Source organism: Mycobacterium sp. NGS59 (assembly GCF_059812345.1).
This window is the reverse complement of record NZ_JCALCN010000011.1, coordinates 52712-71189: the sequence shown is the minus strand read 5'-3', so window position 1 is coordinate 71189 and position 18478 is coordinate 52712. Positions and strand designations below refer to the sequence as shown.

Annotated in this window: 17 protein-coding genes; 6 read left to right on the top strand and 11 right to left on the bottom strand. The window is 69.7% G+C overall.

Annotated features, from left to right (window positions below; genetic code table 11):
- Positions 1 to 14 precede the first annotated feature (14 nt).
- Positions 15 to 1880, bottom strand: a complete 1866-nt coding sequence (glmS, locus tag AC5Y46_RS14445; RefSeq protein ID WP_499941518.1) for a glutamine--fructose-6-phosphate transaminase (isomerizing) — start codon at positions 1878 to 1880, stop codon at positions 15 to 17.
- Positions 1881 to 1952: 72 nt separating this feature from the next.
- Here glmS and AC5Y46_RS14440 point away from each other — a divergent pair, with 72 nt between their 5' ends.
- From AC5Y46_RS14440 to AC5Y46_RS14425, 4 genes are read left to right on the top strand one after another with little or no spacing between them, the layout of a single operon-like run.
- Positions 1953 to 2429, top strand: a complete 477-nt coding sequence (locus AC5Y46_RS14440) for a DUF2510 domain-containing protein (protein WP_499941878.1) — start codon at positions 1953 to 1955, stop codon at positions 2427 to 2429.
- Between the two features lie 9 nt (positions 2430 to 2438).
- Entirely contained in the window at positions 2439 to 3278 is an 840-nt protein-coding gene (locus tag AC5Y46_RS14435) for a dienelactone hydrolase family protein (protein WP_499941516.1), read from the top strand.
- Positions 3275 to 3628 (top strand): nuclear transport factor 2 family protein, encoded by a 354-nt coding sequence (locus AC5Y46_RS14430; RefSeq protein ID WP_499941514.1) that lies wholly within the window; start codon positions 3275 to 3277, stop codon positions 3626 to 3628. The genes AC5Y46_RS14435 and AC5Y46_RS14430 overlap by 4 nt, the downstream gene beginning before the upstream one ends.
- A 24-nt stretch (positions 3629 to 3652) precedes the next feature.
- Positions 3653 to 4696: an LLM class F420-dependent oxidoreductase gene (locus AC5Y46_RS14425; RefSeq protein WP_499941512.1), complete on the top strand. Its 1044-nt coding sequence runs from the start codon at positions 3653 to 3655 to the stop codon at positions 4694 to 4696.
- A gap of 3 nt (positions 4697 to 4699) precedes the next feature.
- Here AC5Y46_RS14425 and AC5Y46_RS14420 read toward each other — a convergent pair whose 3' ends face one another.
- The 9 genes from AC5Y46_RS14420 to eccCb form a co-directional block, all read right to left on the bottom strand.
- Positions 4700 to 6124, bottom strand: a complete 1425-nt coding sequence (locus tag AC5Y46_RS14420) for a hypothetical protein (RefSeq protein ID WP_499991913.1) — start codon at positions 6122 to 6124, stop codon at positions 4700 to 4702.
- A gap of 2 nt (positions 6125 to 6126) precedes the next feature.
- Complete coding sequence (locus tag AC5Y46_RS14415) at positions 6127 to 6414, bottom strand: type VII secretion target (protein ID WP_499991908.1); 288 nt, start codon at positions 6412 to 6414, stop codon at positions 6127 to 6129.
- Positions 6415 to 6458: 44 nt separating this feature from the next.
- On the bottom strand, positions 6459 to 7796 hold the full coding sequence (glmM, locus tag AC5Y46_RS14410; RefSeq protein WP_499991905.1) for a phosphoglucosamine mutase: 1338 nt from the start codon (positions 7794 to 7796) through the stop codon (positions 6459 to 6461).
- 130 nt (positions 7797 to 7926) lie between these two features.
- Positions 7927 to 8391, bottom strand: coding sequence for a 30S ribosomal protein S9 (gene rpsI, locus AC5Y46_RS14405; protein WP_499991901.1), 465 nt, complete (start codon positions 8389 to 8391; stop codon positions 7927 to 7929).
- The gene (rplM, locus tag AC5Y46_RS14400) at positions 8388 to 8831 is read right to left on the bottom strand and encodes a 50S ribosomal protein L13 (RefSeq protein WP_499991899.1); all 444 of its coding nucleotides are present in this window, start codon (positions 8829 to 8831) and stop codon (positions 8388 to 8390) included. The genes rpsI and rplM overlap by 4 nt, the downstream gene beginning before the upstream one ends.
- A gap of 170 nt (positions 8832 to 9001) precedes the next feature.
- Entirely contained in the window at positions 9002 to 9307 is a 306-nt protein-coding gene (locus AC5Y46_RS14395; protein ID WP_499991896.1) for a WXG100 family type VII secretion target, read from the bottom strand.
- A complete protein-coding gene (locus tag AC5Y46_RS14390) occupies positions 9307 to 9624 on the bottom strand; it encodes a WXG100 family type VII secretion target (protein ID WP_499991894.1) in 318 nt (105 codons plus the stop codon). Before AC5Y46_RS14390 ends, AC5Y46_RS14395 begins: the two co-directional genes overlap by 1 nt.
- A 54-nt stretch (positions 9625 to 9678) precedes the next feature.
- Positions 9679 to 10887, bottom strand: a complete 1209-nt coding sequence (locus AC5Y46_RS14385; protein WP_499991891.1) for a type VII secretion-associated protein — start codon at positions 10885 to 10887, stop codon at positions 9679 to 9681.
- On the bottom strand, positions 10884 to 14402 hold the full coding sequence (gene eccCb / locus AC5Y46_RS14380; RefSeq protein WP_499991889.1) for a type VII secretion protein EccCb: 3519 nt from the start codon (positions 14400 to 14402) through the stop codon (positions 10884 to 10886). The genes AC5Y46_RS14385 and eccCb overlap by 4 nt, the downstream gene beginning before the upstream one ends.
- 49 nt (positions 14403 to 14451) lie before the next feature.
- Here eccCb and eccD point away from each other — a divergent pair, with 49 nt between their 5' ends.
- Complete coding sequence (gene eccD / locus AC5Y46_RS14375) at positions 14452 to 15759, top strand: type VII secretion integral membrane protein EccD (protein ID WP_499991886.1); 1308 nt, start codon at positions 14452 to 14454, stop codon at positions 15757 to 15759.
- The gene (gene mycP, locus AC5Y46_RS14370; RefSeq protein ID WP_499991884.1) at positions 15756 to 17081 is read left to right on the top strand and encodes a type VII secretion-associated serine protease mycosin; all 1326 of its coding nucleotides are present in this window, start codon (positions 15756 to 15758) and stop codon (positions 17079 to 17081) included. The genes eccD and mycP overlap by 4 nt, the downstream gene beginning before the upstream one ends.
- Here mycP and eccB read toward each other — a convergent pair.
- The gene (gene eccB, locus AC5Y46_RS14365; protein ID WP_499991882.1) at positions 17043 to 18437 is read right to left on the bottom strand and encodes a type VII secretion protein EccB; all 1395 of its coding nucleotides are present in this window, start codon (positions 18435 to 18437) and stop codon (positions 17043 to 17045) included. The two genes, mycP and eccB, sit on opposite strands and share 39 nt — an antisense overlap.
- Positions 18438 to 18478: the final 41 nt, after the last annotated feature.

Here is an 18478-nt window from a genome sequence, read left to right as displayed (position 1 = left end):
CGCCTCCCCGACGACTATTCGACGGTCACCGATTTTGCCAGGTTTCGGGGCTTGTCTACGTCATAGCCACGCGCCTGCGCCACCGAGGCGGCGAACACCTGCAGCGGGATCGTCGACAATAATGGCTGCAAAAGCGTTGAGACGGAGGGGATTTCGATCAGGTGGTCGGCGTAGGGACGCACCGTCTCGTCGCCTTCCTCGGCGATCACGATGGTCACCGCCCCGCGGGCCTGGATCTCGCGGATGTTCGACAATAGCTTGGCGTGCAGCATGGCCGAGCCCTTCGGCGACGGCATCACCACGATGACCGGCAGGTCGTCTTCGATCAGCGCGATCGGGCCGTGCTTGAGCTCGCCGGCGGCGAACCCCTCGGCGTGCATGTAGGCCAGTTCCTTGAGTTTGAGCGCACCTTCCAGCGCGACCGGGTAGCCGACGTGGCGGCCCAGGAACAGCACCGTCGAGGATCGGGCGAACCGGTAGGCCAACTGGGCCACCGGCTCGGTGTCGGCAATCACCCGCTCCACCAGATCGGGCATCGCCTCCAGCTCGCGGTACTCGCGCTCGACCTCGTCGGGGTATTTCGTGCCGCGGGCCTGCGCCAGCGCCAGGCCGACCAGGTAGTTGGCGGCCACCTGCGCCAGGAAGGTCTTGGTCGACGCGACCCCGATCTCCGGGCCGGCGCGGGTGTAGAGCACCGCGTCGCATTCACGCGGGATCTGCGAGCCGTTGGTGTTGCAGACCGCCAGCACCTTGGCTTTCTGCTCCTTGGCGTGCCGGACGGCTTCGAGCGTGTCGGCGGTCTCGCCGGACTGCGAGATCGCGACCACCAGCGTGCTGCGGTCCAAAACCGGGTCCCGGTAACGGAATTCGCTGGCCAACTCCACCTCGACCGGCAACCTCGTCCAGTGCTCGATCGCGTATTTGGCCAGCAGCCCGGAGTGGTACGCGGTGCCGCAGGCGACCACGAACACCTTGTCGATCTCGCGCAGCTCCTGGTCGGAAAGCCGCTGTTCGTCGAGCACGATCCGGTTGTCCACGAAATGCCCCAGCAGCGTGTCGGCGACCGCGGTGGGCTGCTCGGCGATCTCTTTGAGCATGAAGTACTCGTAGCCACCCTTTTCGGCGGCGGCCAGGTCCCAGTCGATATGGAATTCCCGGTACTCCACGTCCTTATTGCCGTGAAAATCGGTGATCTGGTAACCGTCGGCGGTGATGACCACGGCCTGGTCCTGGCCCAGTTCGACGGCTTGGCGGGTGTGTTCGATGAACGCCGCCACGTCCGACCCGACGAACATCTCGCCGTCGCCGATGCCCACTACCAGCGGGGTGGAGCGGCGCGCGGCGACGATGGTCCCGGGGTCGTCGGCGTTGGCGAACACCAGGGTGAAGTGGCCCTCAAGGCGTTGCAGCACCGACAGCACCGAGGCGACGAAATCACCCGCCGTCGCACCGTGGTGGAAGGCGTGCGCCACCAGGTGCACCGCCACCTCGGAGTCGGTGTCGCTGGCGAACTCGACACCTTGCGCCTCCAGTTCGTGGCGCAGCGAGGCGAAGTTCTCGATGATGCCGTTGTGGACGACGGCGATGCGGCCCGCGGCGTCGCGGTGCGGGTGCGCGTTGCGGTCGGTGGGACGGCCATGGGTGGCCCATCGGGTGTGCCCCAGGCCAGCGGTGCCGGCCAGGTCGGCCGGCGTCATCTCGGCGATCGCGGCTTCCAGATTGGCCAGCTGACCAGCCCGGCGACGAACGGTAAGCCTGCCCGTCCCGTCCACGAGCGCGACACCCGACGAGTCGTAGCCGCGGTACTCCATCCGGCGCAGTGCGTTCATCACGACATCGCAGGCAGGACGCTGCCCGACGTAGCCGACGATTCCGCACATTCTGAACAGGGTAGTGCAGGGGTTGCCGCACGGCCGCCCGCACGCAGCTGACCAGGGCCGATTTCGCCGGGGATTTATGGCCCGGGGCGACGGTATCGTTTGAACCCCGTACTGCGCGAAAGGTTCGTGTTGTCCCACCCGTCTCAGCAACTGACGCCGAATCCTGCTTACCAATCGGGAGATCTTTTCCAGCTACGGCTGGTCGAGCACATCGGTGCGCTGATCTTCTGGCAGCAGCGCAGCTACGTGTTCACCGGGACGCTCGAGCAGTGTGAGGCCGCCTATCGCCGCGCCCAGACCCAGAACCTGCTGGCGGGTTGGTGGAGCATCGCTTCGCTGCTGCTGTTCAACTGGATCGCGCTGTTTTCCAACCTGAGCGCGATGCGCCGGGTGCGAGCCATGGCGCGAGGTGAGATTGCCCACTCTCAGCCCGTCGTTCCGGCAGCCACACCGCCGGGCTGGTATCCCGACCCGTCCGGACAGGCCGGACAGCGTTATTGGGACGGCGCAGCCTGGACCCACTGGACCCATCCGCCGGCGCACCGCTAACGTCGACGGGTGGCCCGCACCCGCAAGCTCTTCGCCGCCCTCCGTCGCCGAGGTCCGCACCACGTTTTGCGGGGTGACCTGGCCTTTGCCGGACTGCCGGGGGTGGTGTACACCCCGGAGTCCGGGCTGAACCTGCCCGCCATCGCCTTCGGCCATGACTGGATCACCGGCAGTGCCAACTACGCGGGTCTGCTGGAGCATCTGGCGTCGTGGGGCATCGTGGCCGGCGCGCCGGACACCCAGCGCGGGGTGGCGCCGTCGGTGCTGAACCTCGCGTTCGATCTGGGCGTCGCCCTCGACATCGTGGCGGGCGTGCGGCTCGGGCCCGGCAAGATCAGCGTGCACCCCACCAAGCTCGGCGTGGTCGGCCACGGGTTCGGTGGGTCGGCGGCGGTGTTCGCCGCGGCCGGAATGCCGGACAAACCCGCCGCGGTGGCGGCGCTCTTCCCCTCGGTGACAGCGCCCCCCGCCGAGCAGCCGGCGGCGACGCTCGACGTGCCGGGTCTGATTCTGACCGCGCCGGGCGACTCCACGACGCTGAACTCCAATGCGCTGGGGTTGTCCCGGACGTGGGACAAGGCGACATTGCGCATCGTCAGCAAAGCCGACCCCGGCGGTGTGGTGGAGGGCCGGCGCCTGGCGAAGGCGGTCGGCCTGGCCGGGTCGGACCGCAAGACGCAGCGCACGGTGCGCGCGCTGTTGACCGGCTATCTGCTCTACACCCTGGCCGGGGACAAGACCTACCGCGACTTCGCCGACCCCGACGTGGCGCTGCCCAAGACCGATTCGCCGGACCCCGACGCCGAACCGGTGACGGCCGAAGAGAAGATCGCGGCGCTGCTGAAATGAGCTCCGTGCCCAACGCGCTTTACCGGCGGTGGATCACCGAGCTGTGGGCCGGCCGGCCGATCGCCGGCGAGATCGTCACCGACGACTTCGTCGGCCACTGGCCCGACCGCGACGTCCACGGACCGGCCGAGTTGCAGCAGATCATCGAAGAAACCCGAAACATGTTGCAGGATCTGACCTTTTCCGTGGTGCTGGGTCCCTTTCAGGACGGGGATCTGGTTGCGGGCCGCTGGGTGGGCTCCGGGCGCGGCCCGGACGGGCCGGTCGAGTTCACCGGTAATGACATCCTGCGGCTCGCCGCAGACGGGCAGCGCTTCGCCGAATACTGGACGGGTACGTCGTCGGGCTGAGCCGGGCAGTGGTAAGCATCGAGGATGCGAATCGGAGTCGCGCTGGACTACACGGGCGGATTTCACGACAGCGTCGACCGGGTCGTCGAACTCGAGAAAGCCGGCATCGACATCGCGATGGTCGCCGAGGCGTATTCCTTCGACGCCATCAGCCAGCTTGGGTATCTGGCCGCCAAGACGAACACCGTCGAACTGGCGTCGGGGGTGTTGCCCATTTTCATCCGTACCCCCACGCTGCTGGCGATGACGGCGGCGGGCCTGGACTACGTTTCCGACGGCCGGTTCCACCTCGGCATCGGCACCTCCGGACCCCAGGTGATCGAGGGATTCCACGGGGTGGAGTTCGACGCACCGTTGGGCCGGACCCGCGAGGTTGTGGAGATCTGCCGACAGGTGTGGCGCCGCGAACGAGTGCAGCATGACGGCAAGCACTACCAGATCCCGCTGCCGGCCGACCGCGGGACGGGGTTGGGCAAGGCGCTACATCTGATCAATCATCCTGTGCGCGAACGTATTCCGATATCCATCGCAGCTCTGGGTCCCAAGAACGTCGAACTCACCGCCGAGATCGCCGACGGCTGGCAGCCGGTGTTCTTCTATCCGGACAAAGCCGGGACGGTCTGGGGTGAGGCGCTGTCGGCGGGGGCCGCTAAGCGTGATCCGGGCTTGGGTCCGCTGGACGTGATGGTCAGTACCTCACTGGCGATCGGCGACGACGTCGACGACCGACTCGCGTGGACCAAACCGCAGCTGGCCCTCTACATCGGCGGCATGGGAGCCAAAGGCCGCAACTTCTACCACAACCTGGCCACGCGATACGGGTTCGGCGACGTCGCGGACCGGATCCAAGAGCTGTACCTGGCCGGCCGCAAGCGGGAGGCCATCGACGCGGTGCCCGACGAACTCGTCCGCGGGATTTCGCTGATCGGCCCACGTGGTTTCATCGCCGAGCGACTGGCTGTCTTCGCCGATGCCGGGGTGACCACCTTGCTGGTGCGCCCGGTGACCGCCGACGCGGACGAAGCATTGCGTTTCGTCGGGGAACTGTTGCAGTTGCGTCCATCCTGACCGTCACTGGCCGGCCTGCGGAAGTTCGTTCGCGGCGATTTCGCAGGGAGTCGAACCTGGCGGTGGTGACGCCGGCGGGTTCGCCGGGGGCGCGGCGACCGGCGGCGCACCACTCGACGGCGCACCACCCGACGGCGCTGCGACCGGCGGCGCACCCGACGGCGCGGCGACCGGCGGGGCGGTCGTCGCGGCATCAGCGAGCGGCGGGTTGCCGGCCGCCGGTGAGTTGCCGGCCGGCGGTGAGTTGCCGGCCGGCGGTGAGTCGCCGGCCGGCGCGGCACCGTCGGCGGATCGCGGCGTCTTCGGATCAACCATCTCGTCCCGATCGTGCTTGCGGTGCGCCTCGTCGAACCGGTCCTCGAGATCAGCCGAGCCGGCGTGCGTCGGGGAGTCGCCTGCCGATCCCAGCAGGCCGCCCATCTCCTGAATGATCCGGCTGGCCAGGGCACCGAGCGTGCCCAGACCGCCACCGCCACCGAACGCGCCGCCGCCCGGGAGACCGCCGCCCAGACCGGCGCCGCCGCTCCCTAGACCGGTGGTGCCGCTGGAGGGCCCGGCGGCATTTCCCGGCGCCGGTCCCCAATCAGGTTGCCCGACAGGAGGATTCGACAACAAGGGCGCGGCCGCCGCCGGCGCGTTCCCACCGGCCGTCGCGGCCCGGAACGGGGCGATCGAGGCAGCGGCCAGCGGCGCGCTCGGCGCGACCGCGCTCGGCGGGACCGCGCCCCGCGATGGAACTGCCGGGCCGAGATCACCGGGAACCTCGAACTGGGGCGGCGCCGCGGCGGCCAACCGGTCGGTGGTCGTGTCGTAGGACGCGGCCACAGCGGCGCGCGTCGCCCGCATTGCAGCCAGCCAGTCGGTGCCGATCACGTCGGCCACGTAGGGCGCCACCTGTTGTTCGACCACCTCCCGGGCCGTCGGCTCACCGGCCGTGAGCGCCGTGGCCGCGGCCAGCCACGTGGTCCGCTGCGCCAGCGCGCGGTCGTCGATCGCGATGGCCGTGGCGACCTTGGCGTCCACCAGCTGCCACAGGTGGTCCCGCAGCGACTCGCACCGCTGGGCCGCGGCGCGGACTTCGGCGACGACCGCGGTGGCGGTGTCGCAGTGACGTTGCACGAAGTCGACCGCGGCGTCGGCACCCGGGCCCGCCCATGCCGTCGCCAGCGCCAAGAACTGGGTGCGTTGCAGCCGCAGCGCCTCGGTGACCAGGTTCTCCGCGGCACGTAGCTGTGCGCAGTCGGCGTCCAGCGCGTGCAGGTCGAGCCCGTCCTCGCCGTCGTACCAGTCGGGGACCTGGGTGGTGTGCGCGGTCAAGTCCGGATGCTGGTAGCCGACCAACTGGCTGGCGCGCACATAGCTTCGCGTGTGTTGGACCGCGGGCAGACCTTCGGCGAGGCGCCCGGCGACGTCGAGTCGGTCGGCCATGGTCACCCGATCCGCGCCGCGGCGTACCGGTCGGCATCGGCGTACCGCTCGGCCCCGCGACGCAGGGCGACGGCGATCTCCGAAGCTGCCCGCGACCACTGCGACAGCTGCGTGGCCAACCGGTCCAGCCCGGCCCGCAACGCGTCGCCGCGCGCCGCATGGTCCCGGCCGGCGTGCATACCGTCGAATGCCAACCGCGACAAATGGTTTCGCACCGCGTCGTCGAGGAGTTCGGCCGCGTCGGTGAACCGGTCCGCGACGCCACGAACCTCGGCACTATCAAGTCTCATACCTGATTCGACGCCGTCACCGGCGCCGCGGTTCCGCCCGGATTTCAGCGTGCGGAGCTGACCGCCTCGGCCACACTGGTGGCCAGCCGCTGGGCGATTTCCTCGTCGGCCGCCTCCACCATCACGCGGATCATGGGCTCGGTTCCCGAGGGGCGCAACAGGATTCGGCCCGTGTCGCCGAGTTCGGCCTCGGCTTGCCGCACCGCGGTCTGCACCGACGGCGCCACCGCGGCCGTGGCCTTGTCGGCGACCTCGACGTTGACCAGCACCTGCGGCAGCGTCTGCATCGCCGAGGCCAGGGCGGCCAGTGACGAGCCGGTCTGCACCATGCGGGTCATCAGTCGCAGCCCGGTGACGATGCCGTCGCCGGTGGAGCCCAGTGCGGGCATCACGATGTGGCCGGACTGCTCGCCGCCCAGGCTGTAGTCGCCGGCCCGCAGTTCTTCCAGCACGTAGCGGTCACCGACGCCGGTGGTGCGCACCGTCACGCCGGCCTCGCGCATCGCCAGATGCAGTCCGAGGTTGCTCATCACCGTCGCCACCAACGTGTCGGAGGCCAGTTCGCCGGCGTCCTTCATCGCCAGGGCCAGCACCACCATGATGGTGTCGCCGTCGACGAGTTCACCGCTGGCGTCCACGGCCAGGCAGCGGTCGGCGTCGCCATCGTGCGCCAATCCGAGGTCGGCGCCGTGTGCGGTGACGGCCGCCCGCAGCGCTTCCAAGTGAGTGGACCCGCAGCGGTCGTTGATGTTCAGGCCGTCGGGCTCGGCGTTGATCGCAATGACCCGCGCGCCGGCCGACCGGTAGGCGCTGGGCGCGGCCGCGGCGGCGGCACCGTGCGCGCAGTCGACCACGACGGTCAGACCGTCGAGCCGGCTGGTGCTGGCCTTGCCCACGTGGCGCAGGTAGCGGTCGGCGGCGTCCTCGGCGTCGATGACCCGGCCGATCCCGGCGCCGACCGGCCGCAGCCCGGGACCGGCGGCGACCAGGTCCTCGATCTGGTCCTCGGTGTCGTCGTCGAGCTTGTGGCCGCCGGGGCCGAAGATCTTGATGCCGTTGTCGGGCATCGGGTTGTGCGACGCGGAGATCATCACACCGAAGTCGGCGTCATAAGCGCCGGTCAGGTAGGCCACCGCGGGAGTCGGGAGTACCCCGACCCGTAGCGCATCCACACCCTCGCTGGTCACCCCGGCGATGACGGCGGCTTCGAGCATCTCGCCGCTGGCCCGCGGATCGCGTCCGATCACGGCGACGCGCCGGCCCGAACCCGACGAACTGGTCAGGTGCCGCGCCGCGGCGGCGCCCAGTGCCAGCGCCAGTTCGGCGGTGAGCTCGCGATTGGCCACCCCGCGGACGCCGTCAGTGCCGAATAGTCGACCCATGCGGTCAAACCTCTCACAGTTGGCTCACAGATAGCGAATGTGCACGGAACCACTGTTGGCTGCGAGCGGGCGTCCGCCATCAGCGACACGCCGAGCGGCACCCGCTCGCAGCCCAAAAAGTGATTACCGATCAGCGCTTGCTGTACTGAGGCGCCTTGCGGGCCTTCTTCAGTCCGTACTTTTTGCGCTCGGTGGCACGCGGGTCACGGGTGAGGAAGCCGGCCTTCTTCAGCGCCGGCCGGTCCTCGGGCGTGGCCAGGATCAGTGCGCGGGCAATGCCCAACCGCAGCGCGCCGGCCTGACCCGATGGGCCCCCGCCGTGCAGCAGCGCGTAGATGTCGTAGCTGTCCACCCGCTCCACGGTGACCAGCGGCGCCTTGATGAGCTGCTGGTGCACCTTGTTGGGGAAGTAGTCCTCCAGGCTGCGCCCGTTGAGGTCGAACTTGCCGGTGCCGGGCACCAGGCGCACCCGCACCACGGCCTCCTTGCGGCGGCCGACGGTCTGGATGGGACGTTCGAACACGAACGAATCGGCGACCGGCGCGATGTCGGCCGCGGTCTCGGTGACCTCGGCGGTCTCCACAGTCTCGGTCATTGCGCCACCTGCTTGATCTCGTACGGAAGGGGCTGCTGGGCGGTGTGCGGATGCTCCGGGCCGGCGTAAACACGCAGCTTCTTCTGGACCTGGCGGCTCAGCTTGTTCTTGGGCAGCATGCCGACGATCGCCTTCTCCACCACGCGGTCGGGGTGCTTCTGCAGCAGCTCACCGATGCTCCGCTTGCGTAGACCGCCGGGATACCCCGAGTGGCGGTAGGCCATCTTGCTCTGCAGTTTGTCGCCGCTGAGGGCGACCTTCTCGGCGTTGATGACGATGACGAAGTCACCGCCGTCGACGTTGGGCGCGAACGTCGGCTTGTGCTTGCCGCGCAGCAGATTGGCAGCTGCGACGGCAAGGCGGCCAAGCACCACGTCCGTGGCGTCGATGACGTACCACGACCTCGTGGTGTCACCCGCCTTGGGCGCGTATGTGGGCACAGCGCTTACCACTCTTTCTCTTCGAGCCGATTTCTCGGCTAGGGATCCCGGTGCGACCGGGGGCCGGTCAGGCGTGTGCGGTGGGTTTGGTCTCGGCGACCGACATTGACCCGAGGACCCTGCATACCCGCACGCCAACGGTGCAGCTTACCGATGCGTATCCCCGCAGGTCAAAAGCGCCCCCAGCGGCCGGCTGTTCGGCGGTCCGCGGTTGCCACCTCATCGGCGCCGTCCCGGACCGCGTTTCCCAACTCGACCAGGATCTGGTTGAGCGCGGTGGCGGCCTGGTGCCACTTGAGTTGTTCGACCTGGTAGGCGGCCGCCGCCTCCCGGGTCCACAGCTGCTGCAGCGGCGCGATCTGCGACCTGAGCTCCTCCAGCGCGGCGTTGAGACGCGTCGAGGTGGTGTGAATCTCCTGTCGGACCGCGTGTTCGATCGCGGGGAAATCGTAGGCCAGCACCGACTCCCCGGCCATCACAGATTGCCTCCGGTCGCAGCGATGCGCTCGGCGTGGTGCTGACCGGCTTCCCGCAGTGCGGCCTCGCTGTACCGGATGGTTTCGGCGATCTCGTGCAACACGCGGTAGAGCCGGGTCGACTCGGCGTTCCAGCGGTCCACCACGTCCTTGAACCGCGCGGCGGCAAACCCTCCCCACGTCGACGCGGGCACACTGCCTACCCGCCCGATGAAGGCGTGCAGCATTGACCGGATTTCCTCGTTGCGGGCATCGGTGGTGGCCGCAACCGAGCGCATCAGCTCGAAGTCGGTGTTGAGTGTGTTGGCATCCGTCACTCGCTTCTCCTTTCGCTATGAGGTTCGACCCCGGCCGGGCCGGTTCGGTTCCAATCAGTCAACGGCGTGCGCCGACCGCACAGCCTGCTCGCAGGCATCGCGGACCGTCTCCGGGGTGGCGGTGCGGTTCTGACATCCGATGCTGATCCGCACCGGCCCGTCGACCAGCACCGTCCACCGCACGTCGTGACCGGCTCGGACCTCGCGATAGGTCACCGCCGCCCGGCCGGCGCTGCTGCCGGCGGGATCGAAGTCGACGAATACGCCCACCGGCTCGGCGTCGATCGCTCGTCTCAATCGCTGGGCAGCACCGCTCAGGGTCTCACCGGGTGTCGGCGTTTGCGTGACGTGCAGTGCCACCTCGGGATCTGTCGGCGAGGTGACCTGGACGCGCGCCGAACCGGGTCCGGAGACCACCCGCTGCGCGACCCAATCCGCGGGGATCGTGACCGCCACCCTCCCCTCGACCAGCACTCTCGTCGGCTCCGAGCGGGCGACGGGCACCGGACGCGGCTTTTCGGCCGCCAACGGCGGCACCGCGAAACCCAACCCCGTCACCGCCGCGACCGCGAGCGCGACCCGCGCGGTCGACCGGACCCGCGTCCGCCGGACGACGGCCGCTGCCGGCGCAACGTCTATCGCGCCGGCCGCCGCGGCCAGCCGCGCCAACCGCGCTTCGCCGATCACCGTCACCGACTGCTCGGGGCACCTGCGCCGGACTGCCTCGGCGATCGCCCCGGCGAGCTGCGCTAACCCCGGGACCGGGCCGGCAGCATCGATCAGCACCGGCTCGGTGCCGGCCGGCGACGCGACGGCGCGGGCGACGTTGTCGGCGACGGCACCGGGTTCCCCCAGGCGCGGCACCGCGACGGTCTCGGGGCCCGCGACCGCCACCAACCCGTCGGCGATCTCCACCGCGACCGCCCGGGTCTGGTCTCCGACCGCGGTCGCGAGCAGCCACGACCGCGGTCGGACCGCGACGCTGCCAACCGACGTCGCCGCGGCGGTCACCACGGCTACTCGCGCCACCGACCACCACGACGGATGCACGACGATCGCACCGTCGTCGTGTCCGTCGGTAAGCCTCCGCAATACGGTGGACCACAACACGTCGACGGGTACCGGCTCCTCGTCCAACAATGCCACTGGGTCGTCGATCGCTTCGCACGCAACCACGGCCGCATCACCTATACCGACTGCGGCACAACACAATCGACGAGCAACGCACGGGCCCGCGGCGATGACGGCACGGTGGGCTCTCATCCGGGTGGACTCCACGCAACCTGAATCAGCTGCTCGACGCCGGGACGGGTGACGAGCGTCCCGCGACCCGGCGGCAACGGAATCGGCGGACTCGTCCCGAGCAACGGGCCGTCGTCGGGACGCCCACTCATCATCAACTCCATACCGCCCAGGTCGCGCAGTCCGGCCAGCAGCGGCTCGAACAGGGCGCGGGCGGCGCCGCCGCTGCGCCGCGCCACGATGACGTGCAGCCCGAGATCCGTTGCGAATGGCAGATATTCGAGCAACTCCAGCAACGGGTTTCCGCTGCCGATGCTCGCGACCAGGTCGTAGTCGTCGACGACGAGGTAGAGGTCCGGTCCGGTCCACCAGGACCTGGTCCGCAGTTGCGTCTGGCTGACGTCCGCGCCCGGCATCCGCGCACGCAGTATCCCGATCAAAGCCGGCAGCGCCGCACTCAGCGAGGCGGGTGACATGGCATAGCCGCCAAGGTGTTCGGACTCGACGACGCCGAGCAGGGTACGCCGGAAGTCGACCACGAACAGCCTCGCCTGCTCGGTGGTGTTGGTCCGGACGATCTCCCGGCACAACAGCCGCAGTGCCGCGGTCTTTCCGCAGCCGTTGTCCCCCAGGATCAACAGATGCCCGCGGGACTCGAATTCGGCTGTGACCGGCGACAATCCACCTTCCCCGATACCCAGCACGGCGCCACTGGGACAATCCGCCACGAGCGCCAGATGGTCCACCTCGTCGGGCAGCAGCGGAATCGGAGGCGCCCCGAATGCCCCGGCTCGCAACGCGACACCGCCCAGCTCGGGCTTCGCGATCATCATCTGCAGACCGTCCCGGGACAGGCCACGGCCGGGTCGGTCGGTGGGCACGTGCCGGGCCCGCGCCCGATCCAGTTCGGAGTCCGCGGGGTCGCCGAGCCGAAGCTCGATCCGGGTGCCGATCTGGTCCTTGAGCGACGGCCGGATCTCCGGCCAGCGCGACGCCGACAACACCACGTGCACACCGGAGGAAAGCCCTTGCTTGGCAATCGCGGTGATCGTCTCTTCGATCCCCGCGAACTCATGGCACAGGGCGGCCCATCCGTCGATGACGAGGAAGACATCGGCGGACGGTTCCACGGTCGATTCGCGACGGCCGTGGTCGGCCTCGCGGCTCCTGGACGTCGATTTCATCTCCGCGACCATCCGCCAGACCAGATCCGGGGTGCTGCGGTCGGCCACGTCCCCAACGTGTGCCAGCTCGCGCAGGGACGAAAGCACGCCGCCACCGAAATCCAGGCAGTAGAACTGCACCTGCCCCGGATCGTGGGTCGCGGCCAGCGCGGTGACCAACGTGCACAGCGCGGTCGACTTACCCGATCGTGGCGCTCCGACGACGGCGACGTTGCCTGCGGCGCCGGACAGATCGACGACGAGCGGGCTGCGGGACTGCTCGTACGGGCGGTCCACGATCCCGACCGGGGCGGTCAATCGTGTTGGGGGATGGTCGGATAACAGCGACCCGAGGCTCGGCGCCTCGTCCATCGGCGGCAGCCACACCCGATGTGCCGGCGGCCCGTGGCCGGCCAACCGGTCCAATACGGTATGCATGACCGACACACCGATGGACCCGGCGGAGCGCAACGCCTGGTCGGCGGCGGAGGTGAAGCGGCGCACCCGCGGCGGTCCCGCCGGCGGCTCGATTCGAAGCGGGCCAGAAACGTATGCAGCCTGGAAGCGGATCGGTTCCCCGCTGGAGGTCCGCAGGAAACCGGCGCCGGGTGTGCCCGGCAGCTCGTAGGCGTCGAGAGTACCGAGCACGGTGCGTGATTCACTGGCGGACAACGTCTTCAGGCAGATGCGGTAGGACAGGTGCGCTTCCAGACCTCGTAACCTTCCCTCGTCGAGTCGTTGACTGGCCAGCAACAGGTGCATCCCCAGCGAGCGGCCGAGTCGCCCGATCGCGACGAAAGTGTCCACAAAGTCCGGATGTTGACTGAGCAGTTCGGAGAACTCGTCGACGATGACGAACAAAGCGGGCAACGCAGCCGATCCGGGGCCCCGCGCTTGGTTGTAAGTCGCCACACTGACCGCGCGAGCCTGCCGCAGCAGTTGTTGACGACGGTTGATCTCGCCTGCCAGCGCGTCGTGCATCCTGGCCACCAGCGGTGCTTCGTCGGCCAGATTGGTGACCACCGCCGCCACGTGCGGCGCGCGGGCGAAGTCGAGAAACGTTGCCCCGCCTTTGAAGTCGATCAGCAGCAGGTTGAGCGCCTCGGGCGAGTTGCGCGCCATCATGCCCAACGCCACGGTGCGCAGCAGCTCCGACTTTCCCGAACCAGTGGCTCCCACACACAGCCCGTGTGGACCCATGCCCCGCTCCGCGGCCTCCTTGATATCCAGCTGCACGGGTTGACCGGAAACGGTGGTGCCGATCGGAACGCTCAACATGGCACCTCGGCTGCCGTTGCACCACAACAGGTTCGGATCCAGGCTGCGGACGTCACCGATCCCCAGCATGCCGGCCCAACCCTCGTCGCCCTTCGGTGCCGATCCCCCGTACGCCGCCAGAAGGCGCGCACACGCCAACGCGTCAGCCTCTTCCAGATGATCGGGCGACTCGGGCACGTCGACCCCGTCGCAATGACGCACCCGCACCGACGGCGCGTCACTGCCCACTTCCAGGACGGTGACGCCGGCAGGGGCGGCTTCGGCGGGACGGCGGGAATCGACGACGAGCACCCGACGCGTGGACACACCGTCGGCGACAGGTCGGTTGTGCGGCAACCACTTCAACCATTCCCAGTGCCGCTGGTCGCCGGCAACCGCGGTGATCGACAGTTGCTCAGGCGAATGCGCCACGGCCAGCTGGCAGATGAGCGCGCGGAGCAGACCGCGCACGAGGGCCGGCTCACCGTCGACCGTCACTACGCCGTCCACTCGGATCACCACGGGCGCCTCGATGGTCGAATGACTGTGCAGAAACCGTTGCTGCGCAGCGACGCTGAGCGGATCGCACCGTTGCGGGTTCTGCCCGGCTATCAGTCGGGCGGCCAGCGGCACGGGCCCGATCCCGACCCGCGCCCGGCAGAAGTCCGGATCGCCGCGCTGCCGCGCCCACATGCGCGGGCCACCGACCAGAGTCCACAGCATCTGCGGATCGGGGAACGCAGCAAGTGAATTGTGCTGCGCGGCGGCGACTTCGGTGACCTCGGCGCGTAGCCCGCTCAAGTACCCGAAGTAGTGGGTCCGGTCGGCGTTGACCGAGGCGGCTCGCCTGCGGCCACGGCCGGTGACCGCCGTCACCAGCAACGAGACGGACATCATCGCCGGAAGCGCGACGAAGCTGGGGTTGTGCGCCGCGGGTGTTCCGCGGAAGAAGGCTGTCGCTGTGACGGCCAGCATCCCGACCGACATGACGACCGGAAGCAGCACCGCCAGCATGCTCGACGACGCCGGGCGCGGCACCTCCGGCGGGCCGGCGACTTCGATGACGGCGGTCACGGTCGGCGACGTTAAGCGCCACCGGGAGCCCCGGCAACTCATTGTGGATGGCCGAGGACCGGGCGCACGGAATGCGACTAACGTGCCGACGATGGCTGTCTCGATGTGCCGTGTCACCGTTCATTCCGCGGGCGTCAGTACCGATCTGACGCTGCCTGCCGACGTGCCGGTGGGAGAACTCATCCCGTCGATCGTCGACCTTGCCGGCTGCACCCGTCAGGCGCCACACCGGCTCTCCCCGGTCGGGCGCGCGGCGATCCCGAGTTCGACGACGTTGGCGCAGAACGGGATTCGGGACGGTTCCGTGCTGGTCCTGAGTAGTCATGACCCGCGGCCGCCGGTGCGCCGCTGTGACGACGACGCCGAACTGGTGGCAAGCACGCTGGACAGCGCGATCTGGTCCGGTCGAACACGCCGGATGACCGCCGCACTGGCAGCGGTGTTATTCACCGTCGTCGGCGCGATTGTGCTGGCCAAAAACGCCGTTCGGCTTCCGGCGGATACGGCCACGACTGCCGCCCTGGCCGCGGCGGCCGCCCTCGGCGCACTGACAGCGGCCGCCGTCGCGCAACGCGTGTTCGGCGACCCGACTGCCGGACTCGCGCTGTCCGTCGTCGCCACCATATTCGCCACGGTTGCCGGCCTGCTTGTGGTGCCGGGCGCACTGGGCGCCCCGCACGTGCTGCTGGCGGCGATGACGGCGTCCGTCACGGCGGTGCTGGCAACGCGCATAACTGAGTGCGGTTCAACCACATTGACCGCCGCTACCTGCGTCGCGGTCATCGCCGCGCTGGCCGCTCTGACCGCTGTGGTCACCGCGGCGCCGGCGCGCACCGTCGCATCGCTGGCCACGCCGGTCTGCCTCGGACTCATCGAGGTCGCGCCGCGGTTGTCGATCTGGCTGGGCGGTCTGTCCCCCACGCGGATACGAAGCGCAGACGAGGTGGCCGCCGGGACGCGCCGGGCGGACGCGTGGCTGACCAGCCTGCGTGCCGCCTTCGCCGTGGCCGCTGCCGTCGGTGCCCTCGTCGCCGTGCTCATCACCGCCCGCGCCATCGCGCTGGCCGTTGTCACCGGCGTCGTCCTGCTGCTGCACGCGCGGGCGGACAGGAGAAGAGCGCTCGTCTTCGCCGCAACCGGGATCGCCACAGTCGCAACCACATTCACTCTCGCCGGTACCGCCGCCGCGGCGCACAACCGGTGGATTGCGGCCCTGACGGTGACGTTGGCGGCCGCAGCGATATACCTGGGTTTTGTCGCACCCGAGATATCCCTGTCACCCGTCGCGCGTCGCGGGATCGACGTGCTGAGTTGTGTGGCGCTGACTGCGGTGGTGCCGCTGGCCTGCTGGACCTGCGGTGCCTTCGGCGCCGTCCGCGGCGCGAACCTGCAGATGTGACTCGCTTGCGCGCGGTGCGTCTGTTGGTCGCGGCCGCCCTGGCCGGTCAGTGTGCGACGGCGCCGGCCCACGCGGTGTCACCGCCGCCGGTCGACGAAAAGTGGCTTCCCGCCGCCGCGGTGCCGGCTCCCCCGCAGCGCACCGTCCAGCGGGAGGTGTGCGCGGCGGCCGTGGCACGCGCCCCCGGGCCCACTCAGCTGTCCGGCCTCGACCTGCCGCAACTCTGGCAACTCACCCGCGGCGCCGGGCAGCGGGTCGCGGTGATCGACACCGGGGTCCGGCGACACCCACGCCTGAAGGATCTGGTGGGCGGCGGCGACTACGTGTCCACCGGCGACGGCACTCGAGACTGCGACGCCCACGGCACGCTGGTAGCCGGAATCATCGCCGCTACCGCGGATCCCAAGCCGGACGAATTCAGCGGTATCGCTCCCGACGTCACGCTGATCAGCATCCGCCAATCCAGCGTCAAGTTCGGTCCGGCCGGCGACCGGTCCACTACGGGTGTGGGTGACGTCCAGACTCTGGCCAAGGCCGTCCGCACCGCCGCCGACCTCGGTGCCTCGGTCATCAACATTTCGTCGGTCGCGTGCGTCGCCGCCACCGACCAACTGGACGACCGGGCGTTAGGCGCCGCACTCGCCTACGCGGTCGACGTCAAGAACGCGGTCGTGGTCACGGCGGCCGGAAACACCGGCGGTTCGGCCCGGTGCCCACCGCAGCCGTCCGGCGCCACCCACGACACCGTGGCGGTCGTGGTCAGCCCGGCCTGGTACGACGACTACGTCTTGACGGTCGGCTCGGTCAATTCACAGGGCACCCCGTCTCCGTTCACCTTGGCCGGGCCGTGGGTGGATGTCGCGGCGACGGGCGAGAACGTCACCTCGCTCAGCCCGGTCACCGACGGGACTGTCGACAGCACCGGCGAAGCGCCGATCTCCGGAACCAGCTACGCCGCGCCCGTCGTCAGCGGGTTGGCCGCACTGATCCGGGCCCGGTTTCCCGCTCTGACCGCGCGTCAGGTGATGCAACGGATCGAGTCGACCGCACACCCTCCCGCCGCCGGATGGGATCCGCTGGTCGGACACGGCACCATCGACGCCCTGGCCGCCCTCAGCACCGAGGCCACTACCCCAACGACCCCCGGCAACCCGGCTCCGGCCCGGCTGGACCTGCCGCCGGCGAATTACCGCGCACCCTCGGACAGCCGCCCGCGGCACACCGCGTTCGGCGGTGCGGCGATCTGCCTGGTGACGCTGCTGACGGCAGTGGTGACCGGCCGGCTACGGCGAACTCGCGGGAATGGTGTCGCGCGCGACTGATGCCTGCTCCCGGCTCAGTTCCGGTCCGCACGGCAACGCAGCCAGCACCGGCCACGGAGCCGGCGCGGCCGTCGACGGCAGACCCAGGGCGTGCGCTGCGGCGTCGTCGTGAATCGGGAACCGCACCCCGGTCTCGGTCACCAGATAGCGGGCGCCGGTCGGGGGCCCGCTCCCGCTGAGGCTCTGCGCCACCACGTAGACGCTGCGTGCCGGCCGGAGCGCGACGGCGTCCAGCGCCGGACCGGGACCGTCGGCTTGCGCCAGGATCGTCCCCGACGGCACGCCCTCCCCGGCCAGCAGGGCGATGTCGGCCGGGCCTGGTTGTCTGGGTGCCCACGCCGCGCACACGGTCGCGGCCCCGGAGACGGGGTTGGGCGGTTCGTCGGGGAAACCGGCAACCGGCAGGGTGTCCAGCAGCGGAGCCGCGCGGATCGCGTCGGGAGCCACTGCGACCACAGCCGCGGCGCCCTGCGAGTCACCGAACCGCAGCAGATCGGCGGTGAACCGGCCGACTCGCTGCACTCCGGCGTCGAGCACGACGTAATACTCGTCACTCGGCGTTCGCTGGATGCGCAGCACGCTGCCGACCGTGAACCCCGGTAGCCACGCCCCGGCCGGTGCGCCCGCCGCGCGGATGTGGGGGGTCGCGATGGGCGGTGCTTCCGGAATCCCGTTGAGCAAAGACTGCGCAACGCGCCGTGGGGTCTGCCCCGTCAGCCCGAGGGCACGCAGCACGGCGGTGTCGGCGACGTCCACCACCGCCCGGCGGCCGCGGTACAACAGATACGCCGGCGGACCCGAACCCGATGCCACCAGGATGGCGCGGTCGGGTTCTACCCGGCGGACGGACGGTTCCCCGCTGGACCCGACGAGCACCGTAGTCGTCTCGCCGCGCGGGCCGTCACATATCGTCCAGGTCGACTCGGCCACCGGCAGTGCCTGGGCCAGAACCTGCGGCGCACCCGGAATACCCAGCAGCGCACCGTGTTTGGCCCGAGCGAGAGCGGACTCGGGTATCGGCGTCGGGTTGTCGTCCCGCGCCGCGATCAACCGCGCGGAGGCCAGGTTCAGCACCGGATGCCAGGTTTCCCCGACCCGCACATACAGCGCTCCGGACGCCTTGCCCATCACGATCTGGAAGTCCGCAAGCCCGGGTTGCGGCCGCAGCAAAGCCAAGAAGGCACAACCGAGCACCGCGACCAGGGTCAGCGCGCATCCAGCGGCCAACGACGCCGCGGGGGCGCGCAGAGATCCGCCAACCGACCGCAGGTCCCCGCCCAGCAATGCGCATTCCAGACGCCGCAGCAGGAAGCGGTAGCCGCTGGCATGCAGCCAGGTCGGCGTCTGAAGCGGCACGGAATCTCCCGAGAAGTGGGTCAGATCGGCTTCAACGGTAA